At 26.0% G+C, this 20,753-nt stretch carries 25 protein-coding genes; 3 read left to right on the forward strand and 22 right to left on the reverse strand.

All coding sequences use genetic code 11. The features are described 5' to 3' along the window. Positions 1 to 107 precede the first annotated feature (107 nt). Positions 108 to 365, forward strand: a complete 258-nt coding sequence (gene rpsT / locus EJL03_RS03415) for a 30S ribosomal protein S20 (protein ID WP_125152575.1) — start codon at positions 108 to 110, stop codon at positions 363 to 365. 44 nt (positions 366 to 409) lie between these two features. Here rpsT and holA read toward each other — a convergent pair whose 3' ends face one another. From holA to EJL03_RS03445, 6 genes are all read right to left on the reverse strand, one after another. Next, positions 410 to 1,435, reverse strand: coding sequence for a DNA polymerase III subunit delta (holA, locus tag EJL03_RS03420; protein WP_125152576.1), 1,026 nt, complete (start codon positions 1,433 to 1,435; stop codon positions 410 to 412). Continuing rightward, on the reverse strand, positions 1,432 to 3,117 hold the full coding sequence (locus tag EJL03_RS03425) for a ComEC/Rec2 family competence protein (RefSeq protein WP_125152577.1): 1,686 nt from the start codon (positions 3,115 to 3,117) through the stop codon (positions 1,432 to 1,434). The genes holA and EJL03_RS03425 overlap by 4 nt, the downstream gene beginning before the upstream one ends. 4 nt (positions 3,118 to 3,121) lie before the next feature. Continuing rightward, positions 3,122 to 3,352, reverse strand: coding sequence for a hypothetical protein (locus EJL03_RS03430; RefSeq protein WP_125152578.1), 231 nt, complete (start codon positions 3,350 to 3,352; stop codon positions 3,122 to 3,124). 75 nt (positions 3,353 to 3,427) lie between these two features. Beyond that, positions 3,428 to 6,031, reverse strand: a complete 2,604-nt coding sequence (locus EJL03_RS03435; RefSeq protein WP_125152579.1) for a P-type ATPase actuator domain-containing protein — start codon at positions 6,029 to 6,031, stop codon at positions 3,428 to 3,430. Positions 6,032 to 6,063: 32 nt separating this feature from the next. Further along, positions 6,064 to 6,345 carry a DUF503 domain-containing protein gene (locus EJL03_RS03440; RefSeq protein WP_125152580.1) on the reverse strand — a complete coding sequence of 94 codons (282 nt, stop codon included), beginning with the start codon at positions 6,343 to 6,345 and terminating at the stop codon, positions 6,064 to 6,066. Positions 6,346 to 6,365: 20 nt separating this feature from the next. Further along, positions 6,366 to 7,319: a D-2-hydroxyacid dehydrogenase gene (locus tag EJL03_RS03445; protein ID WP_125152581.1), complete on the reverse strand. Its 954-nt coding sequence runs from the start codon at positions 7,317 to 7,319 to the stop codon at positions 6,366 to 6,368. 296 nt (positions 7,320 to 7,615) lie between these two features. Here EJL03_RS03445 and EJL03_RS03450 point away from each other — a divergent pair, with 296 nt between their 5' ends. Continuing rightward, positions 7,616 to 8,239 (forward strand): phosphatase PAP2 family protein, encoded by a 624-nt coding sequence (locus EJL03_RS03450; RefSeq protein ID WP_125152582.1) that lies wholly within the window; start codon positions 7,616 to 7,618, stop codon positions 8,237 to 8,239. Positions 8,240 to 8,278: 39 nt separating this feature from the next. Here the strand turns inward: EJL03_RS03450 and EJL03_RS03455 are convergent, their stop codons facing one another. The 5 genes from EJL03_RS03455 to EJL03_RS03470 all read right to left on the reverse strand — a co-directional run bounded on the left by EJL03_RS03455 (position 8,279) and on the right by EJL03_RS03470 (position 11,094). After that, positions 8,279 to 8,596: a lipoate protein ligase C-terminal domain-containing protein gene (locus EJL03_RS03455; RefSeq protein ID WP_164508992.1), complete on the reverse strand. Its 318-nt coding sequence runs from the start codon at positions 8,594 to 8,596 to the stop codon at positions 8,279 to 8,281. A 36-nt stretch (positions 8,597 to 8,632) separates the two neighbouring features. After that, on the reverse strand, positions 8,633 to 9,067 hold the full coding sequence (gene dut, locus EJL03_RS03460; protein ID WP_125152584.1) for a dUTP diphosphatase: 435 nt from the start codon (positions 9,065 to 9,067) through the stop codon (positions 8,633 to 8,635). 490 nt (positions 9,068 to 9,557) lie between these two features. Further along, positions 9,558 to 9,740, reverse strand: a complete 183-nt coding sequence (locus EJL03_RS15950; protein WP_164508993.1) for a hypothetical protein — start codon at positions 9,738 to 9,740, stop codon at positions 9,558 to 9,560. Positions 9,741 to 9,767: 27 nt separating this feature from the next. Next, the gene (locus tag EJL03_RS03465; RefSeq protein ID WP_125152585.1) at positions 9,768 to 10,196 is read right to left on the reverse strand and encodes a hypothetical protein; all 429 of its coding nucleotides are present in this window, start codon (positions 10,194 to 10,196) and stop codon (positions 9,768 to 9,770) included. Positions 10,197 to 10,533: 337 nt separating this feature from the next. Next, positions 10,534 to 11,094 carry a helix-hairpin-helix domain-containing protein gene (locus EJL03_RS03470; protein WP_125152586.1) on the reverse strand — a complete coding sequence of 187 codons (561 nt, stop codon included), beginning with the start codon at positions 11,092 to 11,094 and terminating at the stop codon, positions 10,534 to 10,536. 120 nt (positions 11,095 to 11,214) lie between these two features. Here EJL03_RS03470 and EJL03_RS03475 point away from each other — a divergent pair, with 120 nt between their 5' ends. Next, positions 11,215 to 12,432: a D-alanyl-D-alanine carboxypeptidase family protein gene (locus EJL03_RS03475; RefSeq protein ID WP_125152587.1), complete on the forward strand. Its 1,218-nt coding sequence runs from the start codon at positions 11,215 to 11,217 to the stop codon at positions 12,430 to 12,432. A 9-nt stretch (positions 12,433 to 12,441) separates the two neighbouring features. Here EJL03_RS03475 and EJL03_RS03480 read toward each other — a convergent pair whose 3' ends face one another. The 11 genes from EJL03_RS03480 to EJL03_RS03530 all read right to left on the reverse strand — a co-directional run bounded on the left by EJL03_RS03480 (position 12,442) and on the right by EJL03_RS03530 (position 20,683). Next, entirely contained in the window at positions 12,442 to 13,347 is a 906-nt protein-coding gene (locus EJL03_RS03480) for an RluA family pseudouridine synthase (RefSeq protein WP_125152588.1), read from the reverse strand. A 19-nt stretch (positions 13,348 to 13,366) separates the two neighbouring features. Continuing rightward, a complete protein-coding gene (locus EJL03_RS03485; RefSeq protein ID WP_243108634.1) occupies positions 13,367 to 14,617 on the reverse strand; it encodes an LCP family protein in 1,251 nt (416 codons plus the stop codon). 1 nt (position 14,618) lies between these two features. Continuing rightward, positions 14,619 to 15,191, reverse strand: a complete 573-nt coding sequence (gene yqeK / locus EJL03_RS03490; RefSeq protein ID WP_125152589.1) for a bis(5'-nucleosyl)-tetraphosphatase (symmetrical) YqeK — start codon at positions 15,189 to 15,191, stop codon at positions 14,619 to 14,621. A gap of 35 nt (positions 15,192 to 15,226) precedes the next feature. Next, complete coding sequence (gene nadD, locus EJL03_RS03495) at positions 15,227 to 15,838, reverse strand: nicotinate-nucleotide adenylyltransferase (protein WP_125152590.1); 612 nt, start codon at positions 15,836 to 15,838, stop codon at positions 15,227 to 15,229. Between the two features lie 28 nt (positions 15,839 to 15,866). Next, positions 15,867 to 16,157, reverse strand: coding sequence for a ribosome assembly RNA-binding protein YhbY (gene yhbY, locus EJL03_RS03500; RefSeq protein WP_125152591.1), 291 nt, complete (start codon positions 16,155 to 16,157; stop codon positions 15,867 to 15,869). A gap of 35 nt (positions 16,158 to 16,192) precedes the next feature. Next, the gene (gene obgE / locus EJL03_RS03505; protein ID WP_125152592.1) at positions 16,193 to 17,467 is read right to left on the reverse strand and encodes a GTPase ObgE; all 1,275 of its coding nucleotides are present in this window, start codon (positions 17,465 to 17,467) and stop codon (positions 16,193 to 16,195) included. Positions 17,468 to 17,505: 38 nt separating this feature from the next. Beyond that, the gene (locus tag EJL03_RS03510; protein ID WP_125152593.1) at positions 17,506 to 18,045 is read right to left on the reverse strand and encodes a Spo0B domain-containing protein; all 540 of its coding nucleotides are present in this window, start codon (positions 18,043 to 18,045) and stop codon (positions 17,506 to 17,508) included. 61 nt (positions 18,046 to 18,106) lie between these two features. Further along, entirely contained in the window at positions 18,107 to 18,412 is a 306-nt protein-coding gene (gene rpmA, locus EJL03_RS03515) for a 50S ribosomal protein L27 (RefSeq protein WP_125152594.1), read from the reverse strand. A gap of 4 nt (positions 18,413 to 18,416) precedes the next feature. Continuing rightward, positions 18,417 to 18,794, reverse strand: coding sequence for a ribosomal-processing cysteine protease Prp (locus tag EJL03_RS03520; RefSeq protein WP_125152595.1), 378 nt, complete (start codon positions 18,792 to 18,794; stop codon positions 18,417 to 18,419). A gap of 2 nt (positions 18,795 to 18,796) precedes the next feature. Next, entirely contained in the window at positions 18,797 to 19,111 is a 315-nt protein-coding gene (gene rplU, locus EJL03_RS03525) for a 50S ribosomal protein L21 (RefSeq protein WP_125152596.1), read from the reverse strand. Between the two features lie 129 nt (positions 19,112 to 19,240). Beyond that, a complete protein-coding gene (locus tag EJL03_RS03530; RefSeq protein ID WP_125152597.1) occupies positions 19,241 to 20,683 on the reverse strand; it encodes an Rne/Rng family ribonuclease in 1,443 nt (480 codons plus the stop codon). Between the last annotated feature and the right edge of the window lie 70 nt (positions 20,684 to 20,753).

Raw genomic sequence — 20,753 nt, forward strand, 5'->3', positions numbered from 1 at the left:
GAAGTACTAATAAATAAATGATATAATATGCTTTGTTAATAATTTAGACTCATACGCAGATTTCCCCAAAACTGCTGAGACCCTATAAAAATAAAGGGGGTGAAAAAATGGCAAACATAAAATCAGCTAAAAAAAGAATAAAAGTTATCGAAACTAAAACTTTAAGAAACAGAATGGTTAAATCAGCTTTAAAGACTAATATAAAGCAATTTTTAGCTACTGTTGCTGAAGGAAAAGCTGAAGAAGCAAAAGTTGAATTTAATAAAACTGTTAAAGCTTTAGATATGGCAGCTTCAAAAGGTGTTATACATAAAAATAAGGCTGCAAGAACTAAATCAAGACTAGCAGCAAAATTAAATGCTTAATAAATAAACCGGTTTTCAACCGGTTATTTATTTTTATATATTTTTTAAATAGTCATAGCATTTATAATCATCAATTCCAATTCAACTTTCTTATCTATAGTAGAACTTTTCAATTTCTCCTCAGTATTTAAACATATATCTATAGATTTTTTTACTTGTTTTAATGTAAATTTTTTACTTTGATTTAAAAGTTTTTTACATATAAATTCTGGCAATCTTACTTTAGTAGTTATAGTTTCTATACTTTTCCCACTCTCTACTTCATGTTTTATTATATACAAAAGTTTAAACTGTCTTTCTATCATATATACAATTCCTAATATATCTTCACCTTTATATATAAGTTCATTAAAAATTTCCAATGCACCTTTTATTTTTTTATCTCCTATTAAATCTACTAAATCAAAAATATCATCATCATTCTTTTTAGGATACATGTTTTGTATATCTTCTTTCTTTATATCTCTATCTATAGTATAGCAGCATAGTTTTTCAACCTCATTTTCTATAACCCCCATATCATTAGGTAAATTTGAACAAAACAATTTTAATTCAAAATTAGATATAGGTTTATTCTTTTGTAAAAATAAATCTTTTACTTTAATTTCTAACTGCCTTCCTATTATTTTATCAACTTTTACTACACAACACTTTTTCTTTAGCTTATATATTTTATAACTCGGCTTCTCTCTTTTATTTTTGAATACATAGTAGGCTATTAATATACAACTCTCTGGTATATTGTCTATATAATCATTAAAAGCATTAAATAATTTTTTTTTGTTTCCATCATCACCTTCACCTAAAAAATCAGCTCTATATATTAATACAATCTTTTTATCACTCATAAATGGTAAGGTCTCACAAGCATTTAAAACTTTATTAAAATCATCTATGTTGTTTCCATCAAATTTTACATAGTTTAAATCAATAAATTCTTGACTAACTGATGCATATACTAATTTTTTTATATTTTCTTTTATTATTTCTTCATCTATACCACAAAATAAATAGCTTTTATTTATTTCATTCTTTTTTATATTATTCTGAAACTCATATAAATTTATCAAAATTTAATATCCCCCTCAAATAAAACCTTATCGAATAAAATTTTATATAACAAACAATTTTCCAAATTCCTATCCATTATATCATAAGATAAAAGATTTTTACTTTCCTTATTTTTAATAAATATTTTATCCTTATAAAATGATATATAGTACTTATTACTCAACTTTACATTGGCACCATTTTCTATATTGGTTATAACCTTGTTTGGTTTAAACTTTTCTTTTAATTTTAAAACTTCTTTACTTTTATTCATATCATAATTACATACCATTACACAATTATACTTATGTTTTAAAAATGTAGATGTTATTCCTTGTTTTTTTATAAAATATATCTCAGGAAATAATGTATAGTAACTTATATATAAACTTACTACACAATATAAAGGAAAATACTTAAATTTATTATGTCCCTTTCTTATCATGACAAAACTAATATATATCATTATAAAACAAAGCCCTTCTTTAATTCCAGTTTGTATCATATTTGGAGTGATTCTTAATAATATATATATAGCCCCTTCTATTATTATACAAATTAAATTTAACAATTTACATATTGACGCAAATACTATGGGTATCTTTACGAATATCAATGATATATTACCTATTATAACTACTAAAGAATATAGAGGGATTAGTACTATGTTTCCTAATAAAAATCCTACACCTATATCCCCTATAGTAAAACATAAATACGGCAAGGTAAACACTTGAGCACTTAGTGTTAAACTTAAAGATGATCCTATATTATTCGGTAACATATATAATTTCATCCCAATCTTTTTACTATAGATTATAATACCTAGTGTAGATAAAAAAGACAATACAAATCCAATATTCATAAAGTAATGTGGACATGCCAATAATAACATTAAAAATGCCAATGCCAGGGAAGAAATTCTATCATAATTTTTATATAATATCTTAGATAATTTTAATATAACTATCATTATAAATGCCCTTAATGTAGAAGATTTAAAACCCGTAAAAATAGTATAAACAAAAGCCATGCCTATACCTAATGGAATGCCTCCTATCCCTTCACATGTCTTATATATTATAGATAAATGAAATCCTGATACACATATAGCATGTATAACCCCTAATTTTTTTAAATTATTTTTATCCTCTTTTGAAAGCATACTATCATCACCAAAACATAATGACATTATAATAGAGGTTCTTTCCTTATTTAAATTTTTCAAAAATTCCTTTTTTAATTTTTCTTTAAATCTATATGTATTATATATAAAATCTCTATCTTTTATTGAATAGTTTTTAATAAAAAGAGTTCCGACAATGCCTTTTTCATAAATAGGTTCTCTTTTATATTTCCCATTCACAGATATTTTTTCTCCACATTTTACAAAGTCCACTTCGCCTTTTAATACTAAATACCTATTTTTACACTTTCCAATAAGGTAATTTTCTTTTATTTCTAATACTCTTATTTCATTATTTTTACATGGAGTAAAACTAAAGTATAAATTAAAATTTAATACACCCATTAAGAAAAACAATAGTGTTATTATAAAAAAATTTATTTTAGTAGTAGAAAACACTACTAATAAAAAAAATGCAGCTATAACAATTCCTAATAATAAGCTGCTTTTTTTCATTAATGAATACATAGATCCTATTAATAATGCTAAAGAATAATATACTAATGGTTTATTCATAATACTAATTTTTAACCTCTACCGTTATTTTAACTCTATTAATATCACTATTAATGTCTACATCTTTTACCTCAGCCATTAAACTTTTACCATTATTTTTAAAATAGACCCTAACTAGTTCTTGTGCAATATTTAAATCTAATTTTATATGGTTTAAATTATAATCCTCCTGGGGTATATCCAGAAATGCAACATTGCTTCCCAATGCTATAGTTTGAAAAATATTTTCTAACATAATAGAAAACACCTCCATGTTATTATTTTACCCAATTACATGGAGGTTTAAACTGAATAAAGTTTTCTATGAATTCTATATTAAAACTTCATCATATCTTTTTATTTTTTTCTTAATAAATATAACTGCTATCCATACTAATATAATAATAGCAGAATTTTTCCATACTATTAAATTTAATAGATTTTCAATATTATTATTATTAAATAAAAATATAAATAGTATTTGCATAATAACATTTACTGCAATAGCAATATTAGAATATAAATTTTTAAAAATATATTTTTCTGAAAAACTAATCGTATAAAAAACCAAATTTAGATTTAATACTGTATAGCCTAATACTTCATTTATATCCTTTGGCAAATCCTTATTTATATATAAAACCAAACATGACATTATAGCTATAATTAGTCCTTTACACACCATTTCCCATTTATTATCATCTAAAATAGACTTATCTATATTATCTGGCACATAATTGATTTTTTCACTACTATAATCTAAAATAATTGCTATAGACGATAAAGCTATAGTTATGCTATTAGTAAATATTATACTGCTTGGAAGTAACGAATTAACATTTCCCATAATAGAAGACATTAATATATATATAACTTGAGAAATAGAGCATGTAAATATATAAATAATTGATTTTCTTATAACACTAACTAATTGTCTAGAACTTTTTATAATATGTAATAAATTTTTAAAACTTCTATTTTTAATAATAATATCTGCAAGTTTTTTTACAATATTGCTCTTTCCTATGGATATTCCTATATTAGACATTTTTAAATAAGGTAAATCAGTAACTCTTTCTCCAGTCATTACTGTAAAATGTCCATGTTCCTTATAGTATTTTGCTATTTTTGTTTTATGTTTAGAAGACACCCTAGAGAATATGGCCACTTTTTCTATTATTCTCTCAAATTCATCCTCCCCCATATTATCAATTTCTACTCCTGATAAAACCTTTTTTATTCTTCCTAGAACCCCTAAATTTTTACCAAAAGCTTGTCCTGTTAACTTATTGTCTTCTGTTATAATTATTGACTTTATATGCATACTTTTACTAATATTTAATAATTCATTTACTTCTGGTTTTATTGGATTATAAAATCCCATAAGTCCTGCAAACACCAAATTGCTTTCTATATTCTCTTTAAGGCTTGGTTCATAATTAAAATTCCTATATGCAAACCCCATAACAGATAATTCATGGTTAGACATAGCTATATCAGCATTTTTAATTTTTCTAATATCCTCCTCTGTAATTTCTTTCTCTATACCATTTTTTAATATATGCGTACATTTCCCCAACAAAGAATCTACTGCTCCCTTAACATTTGCCCTATAATTTTCATCCACCTTATTTATAGTAGTCATGATTCTTCTCTCTGTATCAAAAGGTACCTCAAATATTCTTTCATGAATTAATTCTAAATTGTTTTTTATTATACCCTGATTCATTCCAAAGTTTATAATACCTATTTCAAATAAGTCATTTCTAAAATTTTTAAATTCATCTCCAATTTTTTTAGTATTATTACAAAGCAATCCTATGTGTATCATTCTTTCTATATTTCCACTTTTATCTATTTCTTCTTTAATATCAATATCTGAATAATTAAGTATTTTTTCATTTACATATATTTTTTCAACATAAGCATTCTCCTCTGAAAATACCCCAACTTTATCCTCACATATAAGAGATGTTTGGGAAATATTTTCAACCACAGATAAATTTTTAAACTTGACACCTTTTTTATTAAAAGAATTTATAATTATATGAGAAGCTATAGCTATAATTATAAATATTGTTTCTGGTATAAATGCTATAAGTATAGATGCTCCATTATATAAAATTTCATTTATATTTTTCCCAGTTAAAAAATTAATTAATCCCATTGTTAATACTGTAATTAAAGCAAAAATACTAAATTTATTTATAAGTTGTTGCAACTTATTTTTCAATAAATATTTCTCCTCTTTTTCCTCAAACATAATATTTAATATATTAGCTATTTGCGTATTCATACCTGTAGCTATAACTACAGCCCTAACAGTTCCATCCATTATGACAGAAGACTTAAATAAAATATTTTTCATCTCACTTAAAGGTATTTCATTGTCTTCAATTTTAGTATGATATTTTTCCACAGTATATCCTTCTCCTGTTACTGCTCCTTCTATAACCTTAAGTGAATCGCATTTTATAATTCTCAAATCCGCAGGAACTATCTCACCATTATTTAAAACCACTACATCCCCTACTACTAAATCTTCTGAAGATATGGTAAGTTGCTTACCATTCCTAATTACTGCAACCTTTTTAGCATCTAATTTTTCAAGTTCTAAAAAACTTTTTTCTTCCTTGTAATCTATAAAAGTTAATAAAAATAAATTCATTAAAATAATTATACATAACATTATTGAAATATATATATGGTTTGTATAAAAAAACATTGCTACAGAGGCTATCAGCGATATTACCCAAAGCTGTTTTATATATTTCAAAAATACAAATAAAAAACTTTTGCTTTTAGGTATAATTATAATATTTTTACCGTTTTGATCCTGTAATGCTTTAACTCTATTTTCACTTAACCCCATAGTAGCATTACTATTTAATTTTTTTATAACTTCATTCCAGCTGCTATTATACCATTTCGTCATTTAATAATACCTCCATATATTTCACCTTTTAATTATAATATTTCAATCTCAACATCTTCTACCAGTGCTTCAGTATTATTTTCTATAAATGCTACAACATTTTGTATTATAGTATTAGCATATTTAGCTTCGTTGCATACACATGCTATACCTAATCCTATAGATTGGTGTATATCTTGATAATCTATTTCAGCTATTGATACATTAAATTTGTTCCTAACCCTTTTAATAATACTTTGAAGTATCATTCTTTTCTCTTTTAATGAATGTACCCATGGAACTTGTAAATACATTCTAGCACTTCCTATAATCATTATCTCATCTCCTAAAAATTTTAATATTGTTTCAATAGATCTACTGAATTTATTAAACTATCTCCATTTTCAAATCTAGTTAAATTTTCAAGAAATATCTGCATAGCTCTTTCCATATATTTATGCGAATCCCCTGATATATGAGGAGTTATAATAACATTTTTCATATCCCATAAAGGGCTTTCAATTGATAAAGGTTCCTCTTCAAATACATCAAGACATGCATACTTTATATTTTTTCTTTGTAAAGCTTTAATTAACGCTTTTTCATTTACTATTTTTCCCCTACCTATATTTACAAAAATGCAATCTTTCTTCATATTATTAAACTCATTGGTAGAGAATAGACCCTTCGTCATATCAGTTAAAGGAAGAGCTACTACCACTACATCAGACTTACTTAATACTATATTTAAATCATCTAATGTATATACGTAATCAACATAATTAACATCACATTTGCTATTTTTCACTCCTAAAACAGTCATATCAAAAGCTTTTGCTTTTTTAGCTATTTCTTTTCCTATACTCCCTATACCTATAATCCCTATAATTTTTCCAAATAATTCATATACACTAGCTTTTCTCCATTCCTTTAAGCTCTTTTGCTCCCCAAAAACATTAAGTGATCTAGTAAAATATAATAACATTCCAAAAACATGTTCTGAAATAGGTATCGAATGTATTCCACTAGAATTAGTTACTATTATATTTTTCTTTTTCAGGTAGTTAAATGGAAGTTTATCTACTCCCGCAGCAAGGGTATGTATCCATTTTAGATTTTTTGCACTATTAATTCTTTCTTTTGTAAAATCATCAATATCTCCCCAACCAACCATTATATCTATATCATTAAACTCATCACTGATTTTATCCAAATTTTCACTTTTTATTGTTATAACTTCATGCTTTCCACCTTGCGAGATAGAATCTATAAACTTTTTATTTAAATTATCAAATACAAGGATTTTCATTTTATCACCCACTAATTATATATTTCAAATAGTAATATTTTATTTATCGTTTAAAAAAAGAATTACTATATGAATCTATTATATTTTTCCCTGTTTATTTCCATATATTTTACTAATTTGTACTAATTTTTTCTATAATTATAAAAATAGATTTATTGCATAAACTACCTATAAGATTTCGTCTAAAATATTTAAGATTTATTTAAGATTTATGTTTAGATTTATTTAAGAAGATTATATTACAATATTATTTATAGCATATTTTTTATACTATTTAGATATTTTAGGAGGTACCAATGGAAAAAATTAAAAGCAATATTTCTCATTTATCAGCATTAATCTCAATTCCTATAATTAATATTTTTTATGGAGTTTTAAATAACAATGAAAGAGGAGCATATATTATTGCTACAGATTTTGATAAATACACACCATTTTTAAAAGAATTTATTATTCCTTATATACTATGGTATCCTTTTATATTCTTTACTCTTTTTTATTTATGCGTTAAGAATAAAAAGGTATACTATAAAACCTTGATAAGTATAAATATTGGACTAATAGTATGTTATATAACATATTTCTTTTTTCAAACTACAGTTCCTAGACCAATGTTGTATGGAAATGATATATTCACTAAGTTGACATTAATAATATACAAACTAGATAAACCATTTAATTGTTTCCCTAGTATTCATGTATTAACCTGTTATTTAGTAATAAAAGGAATATTATATGATACTAACAAACCATTAAAAATTATAGTATGTTCAATTTCCTCCATAATAATATTATCAACTCTATTTGTTAAACAACATGTATTAATGGATTTAGTTACTGCAATTATTATAGGAGAAATTATATTTACATTAGTTGATAAAGTTAACTGGAGATTATTGTACCCTGTAAAAATGGAGTAAAAAAACTGGCTTAAAATAATCTTAAGCCAGTTTTTTTCTTTAACGCTTTTTTTCTTTTTGCCAAAACCATTGTTGTATATTCAATATTATCTCTTTTTCATATTCATTTAGATATATACTATTAATAGCATTAATAATTTCCTTATTTTTGAACAAAATCCCATTTAAAGCCTCTTCTAACCTAATTAGTAAATCAGTATTTACTATATCAGAATATATATTAACTTTCTTAATAAAATTATTATCTAATAAAAATACCATTTGTATTTCTCCAAAATAAAATTTTTTACTAAATGCTATATCAAAACCGATATTTTCCTCAAAAATCCATTGTAATGATAAATCCTTATCTACCAACTCTACTAATTCACTACTTTCTATATTAATTTCAATTTATTTTATCCCAGTTGATCCAAATCCATTTTCTCCCCTGTTAGTATCAGTTAAAGACTCTACTTGCAAAATTTCTGTTTTATATATGGGCTTTATAATCATTTGAGCAATTTTCATATGTTTTTCTACTTTAAAAATTTTTTTACTATGATTTATTAAAATAACTCCAATTTCTCCTCTATATCCCTCATCTATTGTTCCTGGAGTATTTAAAACAGTTATAGAATTTTTAAGTGCCAATCCACTTCTAGGTCTTATTTGAGCTTCAGTATCATTAGGAAGCTGTAGACTTATCCCTGTGTGTATTAATTGTGTTTCCCCAGGCTCTATAATCTTATCTTCCACTGAATATAAGTCCATTCCTGCATCTCCATCATGGGCAAAATCAGGTAATTTAGCTTCTTCATTTATTTTCTTTACAAGTAATTTATACATAATTCTTTGTCTCCTTACTATATCTTCATTTACAAGGTATATAACCCTTGTATCTACAAATATTTTTTATAAAGTAAATTATAATTTCATTACAATAAATAATTGTATTATTATTTATTGTATTTTACAACCCAAATTTAAAATAGGTAGTAAGTAAATCTCACTACCTATTGCAATTAAAGTATAATAAAAACTTGTTATATTATCAAGAATTTTTATTTTTATTATTATGTTTTTTCATCTCATCTACATGTGTTATATCTGGATTACCACCTTTTTTATTTCCTTTTTGGGCTTGCTTTTTATCTTCTCTATGCATAAATTACAACTCCTTTCAATATATATAATTTACAAAAATTATAAAATTTATTTCATAAAAATATATAAAAAATCTAAATAGATTACATCATTATATTAAATTTAATTAAAATACTATGTTTAAAATTAAAAAAATCCCCGCATAAAGCAGGGAAAGAAGAGGTTATCTTATTTAGTATTCTGCCCAACTTTTATATTTATATTCATAATAAAAAACACACCTACTATATGAATTTACTATCTTCATAATAATAGGTGTATAATATGCCATTATATTTACAACATTGAAAAATATAAAAAAACCTTGAATTTTCAAGGACCTTATTTTATAATAATGCCATTTATCAAAAGACATAAAAATTAATCCCCTCATATAAACCTTTTAAGTCAAAGTTTGCTGAAATATTACATTGTCAAATTTACCTTCCAAAACTTCATTTTTGGCATTATCTATTAGAACCCCTATTTTATCCTTATCCGGCTTAAAATAAACAACTTTATTTATTATTTCAGGATCTTCTATATTAAAATATTTATGAATAACACTCATTCTTTGAATAATTTCATTAGTATTAGGGTTATCTTTTCTTTCGTCTTTTAAACTTACTAATGCTAATAATATTAATAATCTTATTTTATTACTTTTGCTTTTATAATATAGTTCTTCATTAATTGCTATAAGTAAGATATCTTTTATCGTTAGGAATTCTAATTGACTATTAGTTTGTGTACAATCACCAATATAGCTAATATATTTAAATATGCTGTCACTTCTCTTTAGTTTTAGCTGTTTTGGGCTATAGTCAACCATCAATCTACCCCCCTTAACACCTTTTATATATGTACATATTCTACATATGTAATAAAATTCCTTCATAATAAAGAAATAATTGATATTTTTCATATAATAGGTAAATTTTCTAATTTTATTATATATTACAATAGATCTATATGCAATTCTAATTTAAATAACCTTTTTTGTCATTTTACTACTATGTTGTATACTAATAAAAACTTTATAGCAATTTTATCCATAAATTTATAGGTTATTATATATGTATTTGTAATTATTAGTAAAAATATAATTAAAAAATAATAACTTAAAACTCATGTTTTAAAAAAATAAATATATAAATAATCAGTATTATCTATTTAATATCTATTTTAGATTTTATCTTTTCAAAAGTTTTTTCTCCTATCCTATCTACTTTTTTTATATCATCAATAGAATTAAATCTTCCCTTTTCCTCCCTATAGTTAATTATATTATCTGCCGTTATATCCCCCACACCAGGTATGGTTTTTAATTCATCCTTAGAAGCCTTATTTATATTTACTTTACTATCTTTTGTTTTTATATTTGATGTAGTTTGCTCCTTTTCAGTTTTATCTATATAAATATGTTCTTCATCTTTTAATATTTGAGCTAAATTCAAAGTGCTTGTATCTGCATTTTTGGTGAAACCTCCTGCAATTTTTAGTGCATCTTTTACTCTACTATCTATTGGTAAATCATAAACACCAGGGCTTTTTACCTCACCATTTATATATATAGTTATTATTTCTTTTTCCCCATCTACAGTATTATTTACAAATATATCTGTTTCTTCAACCTTTTTTGGTTTTGAAATACAATACCCTACAATTAGAAATGTAAAACTTAATAATACAATAATTATTGAACCTACTATTTTCTTATTATGTTTCAATGAAATCACCTCTAAAAATTTAAACTCTATGTTATCATTATTGACTATTTGACAAAAATTATATCGCATCTTTCTATAATTTCTGATATAATTATTTTTAATACAGTTAAGGAGGATAAGATGAAGAGATTACTCATTTTTTTGTTGTTTTTTGTTATATTATTAAATTCAAATATTGTTAAAGCCAAAGATACCTTGCCTAAAGTTTCTGCAGATGGCGCTGTTATCATGGATGCCACTACAGGTAATATCTTATATGAAAAGAATGCTAATTCTACTTATCCACCAGCTTCTACTACTAAGATTATGACTGCATTATTAACTTTAGAAAATTGTAAGTTAAATGATTTAGTTACCGTTGGTAAAACTCCACCCTTGGCAGATGGTAGTAAAATATATATTTTTGAAGGCGAAACTCTTAAAATTAAAGATTTACTTTATGCTCTACTTTTAGGATCTGCTAATGATTGTGCTGAAGCTTTAGCTGAACACATAAGTGGATCAACAAGTGAGTTTGCTAAACTAATGAATAAACGTGCTAAAGAACTTGGTTGTACTAGTACAAATTTTGTAAACCCCAGTGGATTGTATGATGAAAAACATAGAACCTCTGCAAAAGATTTAGCTTTAATCATGAGAGAATTAGTTAAATATCCTGATTATATATCTATTGCTACTACTTCCGCATACAAAATTAGTCCAACTAACAAATGTAAAGAATCCAGACCTTTATGGAATGAAAATAAATTAGTTCAGAAACTATCATCCTCATATTTTAACGGATGTGAAGGTGGTAAAACCGGTTATACTATTCAATCCGAACATTCTTATGTTGCTAGCGCTACTAAAAATAATGAAAGAATTATAGTATCATTGTTACATGACAAAAACAAAACTTTTTTCCCTGATACTATAAACCTTTTTAACTATGCATTTAAAAATTTTAAATTAATTAAACTTTATTCAAAAGGAGATGTAGTTAAGACCGTAAAATCTGAAAATATTCCTATTGAACTAACAGCCTCTGATGACTTTTATTATGTAACAAAAAAAGAAAACCTAGACAAGCCTACTATACAATTAGAAAATAGAAATTTAAATAATGTTACTTTTAAAAAAGGAGATGTAATCTCAAATGCTACTATTAAAATAAAGGATACTAATATTGGTAGTATAAAGTTAGTAAGTAACTGTGATCACGTAGTAAACAAAAGTTTCTTTGCTAATAAAAACTCTAATGTTTTAAAAATAATTATTGTTTGTTGTGTATTTTTAGCAGGAATTTTTATTATAACATTTACAATAAAACTAAAAAGAAAAATAAGAGCTAATAATTAATTTTAATTATTAGCTCTTATTTTTCAATATATTTAATAGTCTTTCCATATCTTCTGGCAATTCACAATGTAACTTTAATAATTGACCTGTTCTTGGATGAGGGAAAGTTAATTTATATGCGTGTAAAGCCTGCCTTTTTATATAGTTACTGTCTTCATAATTCTCACCATATAAAACATCACCAAACAAAGGATGTTTCAAATAATTTAAATGAACCCTGATTTGGTGAGTCCTACCAGTTTCTAATTTAAGATGTACTAAGGAGGAATTCTTAAATCTTTTTAATACCTTATAATGTGTAACACTTTTTTGCCCTCTAGAGTCCACCACTCTTTTCATACTTCCTTCTTCTGATCTATATATTGGTTCATCTATAGTTTCCTCATCTTTTTCTATTACTCCGTGTACTATAGCTATATATTCTTTTTTAAAATTATCCTTTTGCATATCTCTAGCTAATGCCATGTGGGAAAACTGATTTTTAGCAATTATTATAAGGCCTGATGTATCTCTATCCAATCTGCTTACAAGTCTTACTATACATTTTTCCCCTTTTTCCCTAAAGTAATACAATAATCCATTGGATAATGTACCACTTTGATGGCTTTTAGTTGGGTGTACTACCATATAAGGCTCCTTATTTACAACAATAAGATCCTCATCTTCATATACAACTTTTATATTCATCTTTTCTGGTTCAATGTTTTGACTTTCATCCTTTGTGATAGCAATTTCTATTACATCATTTACTTTTAACATATATCTTAAATTAACTCTTTTGCCATTTACCATTATCCTTCCATCTCTTGCAGAAGATTTTATAAGTCTGCCTGACAGCTTTAAATTATTCCTTAAGTATTCCCTTATCTTTTTTGTTTCAATATCTACATAATTGAACTTTAAACTATTACTCATTTTTCACATCCTATGTAAATTACTTGGTCTCTTTAAAATCTTTTCCTAATAAAACAGTTATGGTGACTTTTTCACTATTTGAATCTATAATTTCAACATTCTCTATACCAAAATCTCTTTTTATTATAGAGACTGATTTTTTACTTACTCCACTTACCTGTATCTTTGATTCATTTGTTTTTTTACCATTACCAGTAGTTATATTTACATAACCTTTTTGTTTTAATCTATTTGATAATCTAGCGGCTAATCCATTTATATTTGTACCATTAAGTATATTTACATATGCACCAGACCTATTAAAACTATTAGTTATACCATCATAACTTCCATTACCCTGTAATTCCTTAATTAATTCTTTATTTTGATTTTCGCTATATATAAAATACGATACTTGCCCAATATATTTTGGTGTTCCTTTTAGTGTAGTTACATTCATATTTTCCTTGTCTACTCTACTAAAAGTATAAGCATATTTTATAATTTCTTCTGGCTTCATATTAGTTTCTGCATATTTAGGTAATGTAGTCATTAACCCAGGTATTCTTGGTATTATAGCAGGGCTTTTAATTTTATCTATTACTTTATTTATAAAAATATGTTGGTTCTCTATTCTTCCTAAATCTCCTTCTGCAAATCCTGTACCATCATTATTTTTTCTCCACCTAAAAAATTCCTCTGCTTTTTTCCCATTTAAATGCACTTTTTCACCTTTTTTAAAGTGTATGTGCAAATCCTGAGAAGCATCATCATAATCCATATTGTTTTGTATATCCATATCTATACCACCAATACTATCTATGATTTTTCTAAATCCATTATAATCCACTTTTCCATAATAATTTATATTCACATGTAAAAGTTCTTCTACACAATTTATAAGAGAGCTTACCCCTCCAATAGCATGAGCAGCATTAATTTTTTGAGCTTTTCCATTTATAACTACTCTAGTATCCCTAGGTATAGATACTACATTTAATTTTTTAACTTTAGGGTTATAATTAATTAACATTATAGTATCTGTTCGCTGAGGTTCAGCTTTATTATTTGGATTACCTATATCCACTCCCATAACTAATATATTTACTGGTTCACCTGGAATAACTTCCTTTGTATCAATAGAAGCCAAGCCTCCTTGACCTATTCTGGATTTACTAAATCCTAATAGATAATAATACATAAAAGCACATACTCCTACTATTATAAGTAGTATAGAAATTATAATAGTTCTGATGGTTTTATTTTTTTTACCCTTTTTTCTTTTTTTCATATTATTCACCCACTGTTTTTAATATATAGTTTCTCCCCTCTATAGTATTAAGATGAATTAATTGACCTCTTTCTATAACAAATTTAATTGTTACATTAAAGGATTCAATCATGGCTTTATCTATATCTTTATATGCTATTTTTCTCAACTCATTTACTCCATCATATTTCCTTAATGGTTCTATGTAATCTGCTAAGTATATTATCTTTTCAATCATAGTCATATTTTTTCTACCAGTAGTATGGTATGCTATAGCATTTAATATGTCCTTATTATTAATTTCCATAACTTCCTTCGCTATTATAGAACCAACTAATCCATGTAATAATTGTGGACTTTTCTTACATACATCATCAATCTTATAACCATGTTTTCTTGCTATATTTATTAATTCATAGCCTTTTATATTTTTAGCACAATCATGTACAAGGCCAGCTATTCTTAATTTTTCAATATTTTCACCATAAAATTTACCCATATCTATAGCTGTATCCCTAACACTTATACTATGCTTAAATCTTTTTTGTTCCAAATTTTTTTTTAAATATTCTTCTATTTGTTCTTCACTCCACATTCCTTATATCACTCCTAACAACGTCAAAGAAAGCATTAAATATTTCTACTATAAAGTTTTAACTGCTTTATAGTATTATATACACCCTCAGGTAAAAAATACCTTATATCCTGTCCTTTTTGTATGAGCCTTCTAACCTCAGTAGACGATATATCTAATAGTGGTATATCTAAAAATATTATTTTTTTACCATACCTTTTTTCTACTTTTTCTTTTTGCATTAATATTTCTTGCTTATTATATCCTGGCCTATTAAAGACAACAAAATTACATAAGTTTAAAATTAAACCTATGTTTTTCCACGTATCTAAGTCCATTAAACAATCAACCCCAGTAAGAAAATACCATTCAACTTTATTATATTTTTTTGAAAAATAATTTAAAGTTTCATAAGTATAGCTTAATCCTTTTCTATTTATTTCATAACCACTTATTTCAAATCTTTTTTCATCTCTTATTGCCATTTTAACCAATTCATACCTTATGTACGAATCAGTAACCATCCTTCGTATCTTATGGGGTGGATTACCTGAAGGCATAAATATAATTTTATCAAGATTTAACCCATATAAGGCCTCATAGGCTATATGAAGGTGCCCATTATGGATAGGATCAAAGGTACCTCCAAATATAGCTACTTTCTCCATATAAATCTAACCCCTTAGAAAATATATTTTAAGGTAATTTAATTTTCGGTTTCTTTTTTGAACGTTTATAAATAACTAATTTACTTCCTATAGATTGAATTCCTTCACAATTCAACTCATTACATATAATGTCTGATGCTTCACGTGAAGTTAACCCACTATTGTTTAAAACTTTTATTTTTATAAGTTCTCTTGCTTCTAACGCAGAATCTACTTGCTTTAAAAATGCCTCCTCTATTCCACCTTTTCCTATTTGGAATATAGGTTGAATAGTATTTGCAAGTGATCTTAAATAGCTTCTCTGTTTACTAGTTATCATGTTTTGCCTCCCAATATTACTTTAAACAAATTATGTTACATAATAAAATCAAATTCAAAATCATTAAGTCTTACTGAATCTCCATCTTTAATCCCTCTTTTAATAAGTTCATCCATTATTCCTTTATTTCTTAATACCGTATGGAAATATCTTAATCCATCTGGATCATTTACATTTACACTAGCAAGTAATCTGTCTACAAAACTTCCTTCTAATATATAAACATTTTCTTCCTGAGTTATAGTATAAGTAAATTTCTTTTCCTCTGGTATATACATCTCTCTCTCTTCTATTTCTAAATCCTTAATAGGGATTGTAGATAAAATCCTCGCTGCTTCCTTCATTAACTCTGTTAATCCAATTTTTGTAGCCGCTGATATTTTATATACATTTTTATATCCAATTTCTTCAACTTTCTTCTTAAACTCTTCAAACTTACTATCATCTTGTAATATATCACTCTTATTAGCTGCTATTATTTGAGGTCTATCCCATAATTTTATATTATACTTTTTTAATTCTTCATTTATTTTCAAGAAATCTTCAAAAGGCTCTCTCTCTTCTATACCAGAAATATCTACTACATGAATAAGTAATCTTGTTCTTTCAATATGTCTTAAGAAATCTAAACCAAGCCCTACTCCCTCTGCTGCTCCTTCAATTATTCCCGGTATATCTGCTATAACAAATGATTGAATTCCTGATGTAGATACTACCCCTAAATTAGGCTTTAAAGTTGTGAAATGATAATTAGCAATTTTAGGTTTAGCATTAGAAACTGTAGACAAAATTGTGGATTTACCTACATTAGGAAAACCTATTAATCCTACATCCGCTAACAACTTTAATTCTAAAGTTATATTTATTTCTTCTCCCGGCATACCTGGTTCAGCAAAGCTAGGCGCTTGTCTTGTAGGTGTTGTAAATTTAACATTACCTTTACCTCCCTTACCACCCTTTGCTACTACGAATTTATCATGTTCATGTGATAAATCTGACATTATTTTCCCTGAATTAGTTTCTTTCACCATAGTACCCATAGGAACTTTTATATATAAATTTTCACCATCTTTACCATAACACTTTGACCCCGAACCATTTTGACCTCTCTCCGCAATATATTTCTTCTTGTATGTAAAATCTAAAAGAGTAGTCATATTAGGATCAACCACTAAAATTACATCTCCACCTTTTCCTCCATCTCCCCCATCAGGACCTCCTAACGGTATATATTTTTCTCTTCTAAATGATACTGATCCATCTCCACCATTTCCTGATTTAACATATATTTTGGCTGTATCAATAAACATTCTACATTCACCTCTTTATCTATCTTTTGCTGTATTAATTATAAAAATATTATTCTATAAGCTATATTCTCTCCGTAATTGCATTTGCATAGCTGTAAATCTGATATATCTGTATGTAGTTCATCCCAATTTTCCATCCAGTTAATTTCATCTAGCATAGATTCATCATTTGAAATAAGTAAACTTTGCCCAATATCATCCTCAAAAAAGTATACATATACCATTTCAATCTCTTCATGCTTTATCTCTTTAAATATATTATTTACTAAATCAAATTTTTTATTGTATTCATTTAAAAAAGGTTCTTTATTTAATCTAGAAATTTCTATATCTAAAGACACCTTTACACTACTAAGCCATAACTTTCTAATATTTAATTCTAAAATATAACCTAATATATTATCCCCTAAACTATATAGTTCACTTATTTTATTGCTGCGTTCACTTAATTCCTTTATATATTCTCTAGCATTATCTTCCTTTTGTATTTGCAAATATCCGTATATAATTTGCAATTCATTCATAAAATCATGCCTTTGTTCCCTAAGTATATCTATGAATTCACATAGACTATTCATCTCACTATCCCCTCTATCTAAATTTTAAAAAAAGCACCCCAAAACCAAGGGTGCTTTATTATTATTCAGCTGCAACTACTTCTTCAACTTCTATTGGATAAACAGAAGCTCTTTTCTTATCTCTACCAACTCTTTCGAATTTAACGATACCATCGATCTTTGCAAATAGAGTGTCATCTCCACCTCTACCTACATTAGCTCCCGGATGGATTTTTGTTCCTCTCTGTCTAACTATGATATTTCCAGCTAATACAAATTGACCATCAGCTGATTTAACTCCAAGTCTTTTAGATTCACTATCTCTACCGTTCTTTGAACTACCTACTCCTTTTTTATGAGCACATAGGCTAAGATTAATTAATAACATTAAACTACACCTCCTCTACTTGAACTTTTATATATTCACCATAACTAATTTCTAAATTCTGAAGTCCAATTAATGTAGTTTTCATTAATACTGAACATTTTTTTTTATCTTCAAATGAACAATTACTTAAGTCAAGTGCTATATCTCCATCCTCAGCCTTATAAAATGCATCCTGTATTTTTAGTACTTCTAAAACTCCAAGAATACAAACTTGACCAATAGTAGATACAGAACCGCAAACTACATCATTATATATCATATTGGTTTCTGAATCATAATCCTTATGATATTTTTCATTAGATAAAGCCATTCTATCCGCATGACCTTTAATCTCATAAGATACTATGTAACCTTTTTCTTTTTTAAAGACTATACCAATCATGATTAAGCATTAATGCTTTCTATCTGAAGTTTTGTATATGGCTGTCTATGTCCTTGTTTCTTTCTGTAGTCTTTCTTTCTCTTATACTTGAATACAAGTATTTTCTTAGCTTTATCCTGCTTTAAAACTTTAGCAGTAACTTTAGCTCCTTCAACTACAGGTTTTCCAACTACAAACTCTCCATTTTCTTTACATACAGCAAGAACTTTGTCAAGTTCAACAGTTGATTCAACTTCAGCATCAAGTTTTTCAACGTATATTACGTCTCCTTCTGAAACTTTATATTGTTTTCCACCAGTAACTAAAACTGCGTACATTATAAAAACACCTCCTCAATCCAGTCTCGCCAATTAAGGTACATAAATATAAAAATCTATGTTTTTCTACCTTTTCTGTGCGGTCTACAAAAGCCATTTTAGCATATAAATTATTGTTTGTAAAGTTTTTTATCCGTATACTTTATACATTTTTAAATTTTCTATTTGTGTTCCAAACAACAATGGTTCTACTTTAAAATTTTCATCTCCAGTAACAAAATTAAGATACACACACTTATCTAATGCATTAATATCTTTAATAAAATTTAGTATGTCTCCTTTTATATCATTTTTGTATACTTCATTAATTTCTATATATATATGCTTTATACTTTTTTGTTTATTTACTTTTTTTATTTCATTGTTTATCAAAAAAGATAAGTATGATAACTTCAGTCTTTCACCTTTACCATGGCACATTTTACATTCTTCTTCAATATAATCATATATTGACTTTCCCATTCTTCTTCGTGCTATTTGAACAAGATTTAATTCCGTAAAAGGGTATATTACCGTTTTATTTTTATCACTTTCAAAACCTTCTTTAAGTTTATCTAATACTTTTATCCTATTTTCATCTTCATTCATATCAATAAAATCTATTAATATTATTCCACTTAAATTTCTTAATCTTATCTGATTGGCTACTTCCTCTGCAGCCTGTATATTAGTTATATAAGCAGTCTTTTTCATAGAATTGCCACTAGTATTCTTACCTGAATTTACATCTATTACATACATTGCCTCAGTTTTTTCAATAATTATATACCCACCACAATTTAATTGTACTTTAGTATTTCTAAGCTTTAATATTTCCTTTTCAATACCATAAAAATCAAACAATTCTCTTTCATCTCTATGTAATTCTAAAAATACATTTATATCACTAATAGTAGATATATACTCATTTATTTCATTATAATCTTCTAAATTATTTACATATAATTTTATAGTACTACTATCTAATTTATCTCTTAATATTCTGCCTAAAATTCCACCATTTTTAAGTAATAGTCCAGGCTTTAAAGAGTATGTAGCCTTCTTATATATTCTCTTATATATGTCATATAGCTTTTTTATTTCATCATTTAATAATTCTATAGAAACATTTTTACTGTTAGTTCTAATCATGATTCCTATATCATCGGGTTTTATTATATTTTCTTTTATGTATTTTTTTATATCTTCTTCTATAATTTTTTTAGAAAAGTTAATTTCTGTATTTAATGTATTCAAAACACAATATCTTCCCGGTATAGATATAGCATTTGTTACCTTAGGGCCTTTAGTACCTAAGGATTCCTTCACTACTTGAACTAAAATTTCCTGTCCTTTTTTAAAATTTGTATTTTTAAATCTTCTATCCATATACATATAACAGTTTTCACCACTACCTACATCAACAAAAGCACATTTTATAGCTGGAACTACATTCTTAATAGTTGCCTTATATATTTCACCAGGTACAGGTTCTTTTGTATCTTCTTCAATAAAACATTCTTTAAGTTTATTATTTTTTTTAATTGCTATACGAAATACCCCATGCTGGCGTTCTATAAATATTTCCTTCAAATTTAACACCTACTTCAACAAATAATAAATATAGAAAGAGTTATTCATTAACACTCCAAGTATATTTACA

It is taken from the genome of Clostridium rectalis (genome assembly GCF_900626095.1).
GTDB classification, from domain to species: Bacteria; Bacillota; Clostridia; order Clostridiales; family Clostridiaceae; genus Clostridium_AS; species Clostridium_AS rectalis.

Excerpts from the sequence above, each read along its gene's own strand:
- EJL03_RS03440 (WP_125152580.1), bottom strand. The coding sequence starts at position 6,345 with ATGATTATAGGAAGTGCTAGAATGTATTTACAAGTTCCATGGGTACAT.
- EJL03_RS03450 (WP_125152582.1), top strand. The coding sequence starts at position 7,616 with ATGGAAAAAATTAAAAGCAATATTTCTCATTTATCAGCATTAATCTCA.
- EJL03_RS15950 (WP_164508993.1), bottom strand. The coding sequence starts at position 9,740 with ATGTCTTTTGATAAATGGCATTATTATAAAATAAGGTCCTTGAAAATT.
- dut (WP_125152584.1), bottom strand. The coding sequence starts at position 9,067 with ATGTATAAATTACTTGTAAAGAAAATAAATGAAGAAGCTAAATTACCT.
- EJL03_RS03430 (WP_125152578.1), bottom strand. The coding sequence starts at position 3,352 with ATGTTAGAAAATATTTTTCAAACTATAGCATTGGGAAGCAATGTTGCA.
- nadD (WP_125152590.1), bottom strand. The coding sequence starts at position 15,838 with ATGGAGAAAGTAGCTATATTTGGAGGTACCTTTGATCCTATCCATAAT.
- EJL03_RS03465 (WP_125152585.1), bottom strand. The coding sequence starts at position 10,196 with ATGGTTGACTATAGCCCAAAACAGCTAAAACTAAAGAGAAGTGACAGC.
- EJL03_RS03425 (WP_125152577.1), bottom strand. The coding sequence starts at position 3,117 with ATGAATAAACCATTAGTATATTATTCTTTAGCATTATTAATAGGATCT.
- EJL03_RS03480 (WP_125152588.1), bottom strand. The coding sequence starts at position 13,347 with ATGAGTAATAGTTTAAAGTTCAATTATGTAGATATTGAAACAAAAAAG.
- EJL03_RS03475 (WP_125152587.1), top strand. The coding sequence starts at position 11,215 with ATGAAGAGATTACTCATTTTTTTGTTGTTTTTTGTTATATTATTAAAT.
- EJL03_RS03435 (WP_125152579.1), bottom strand. The coding sequence starts at position 6,031 with ATGACGAAATGGTATAATAGCAGCTGGAATGAAGTTATAAAAAAATTA.
- EJL03_RS03485 (WP_243108634.1), bottom strand. The coding sequence starts at position 14,617 with ATGAAAAAAAGAAAAAAGGGTAAAAAAAATAAAACCATCAGAACTATT.
- yqeK (WP_125152589.1), bottom strand. The coding sequence starts at position 15,191 with ATGTGGAGTGAAGAACAAATAGAAGAATATTTAAAAAAAAATTTGGAA.
- EJL03_RS03510 (WP_125152593.1), bottom strand. The coding sequence starts at position 18,045 with ATGAATAGTCTATGTGAATTCATAGATATACTTAGGGAACAAAGGCAT.
- rpsT (WP_125152575.1), top strand. The coding sequence starts at position 108 with ATGGCAAACATAAAATCAGCTAAAAAAAGAATAAAAGTTATCGAAACT.
- obgE (WP_125152592.1), bottom strand. The coding sequence starts at position 17,467 with ATGTTTATTGATACAGCCAAAATATATGTTAAATCAGGAAATGGTGGA.
- yhbY (WP_125152591.1), bottom strand. The coding sequence starts at position 16,157 with ATGATAACTAGTAAACAGAGAAGCTATTTAAGATCACTTGCAAATACT.
- rpmA (WP_125152594.1), bottom strand. The coding sequence starts at position 18,412 with ATGTTATTAATTAATCTTAGCCTATGTGCTCATAAAAAAGGAGTAGGT.
- EJL03_RS03445 (WP_125152581.1), bottom strand. The coding sequence starts at position 7,319 with ATGAAAATCCTTGTATTTGATAATTTAAATAAAAAGTTTATAGATTCT.
- rplU (WP_125152596.1), bottom strand. The coding sequence starts at position 19,111 with ATGTACGCAGTTTTAGTTACTGGTGGAAAACAATATAAAGTTTCAGAA.
- EJL03_RS03520 (WP_125152595.1), bottom strand. The coding sequence starts at position 18,794 with ATGATTGGTATAGTCTTTAAAAAAGAAAAAGGTTACATAGTATCTTAT.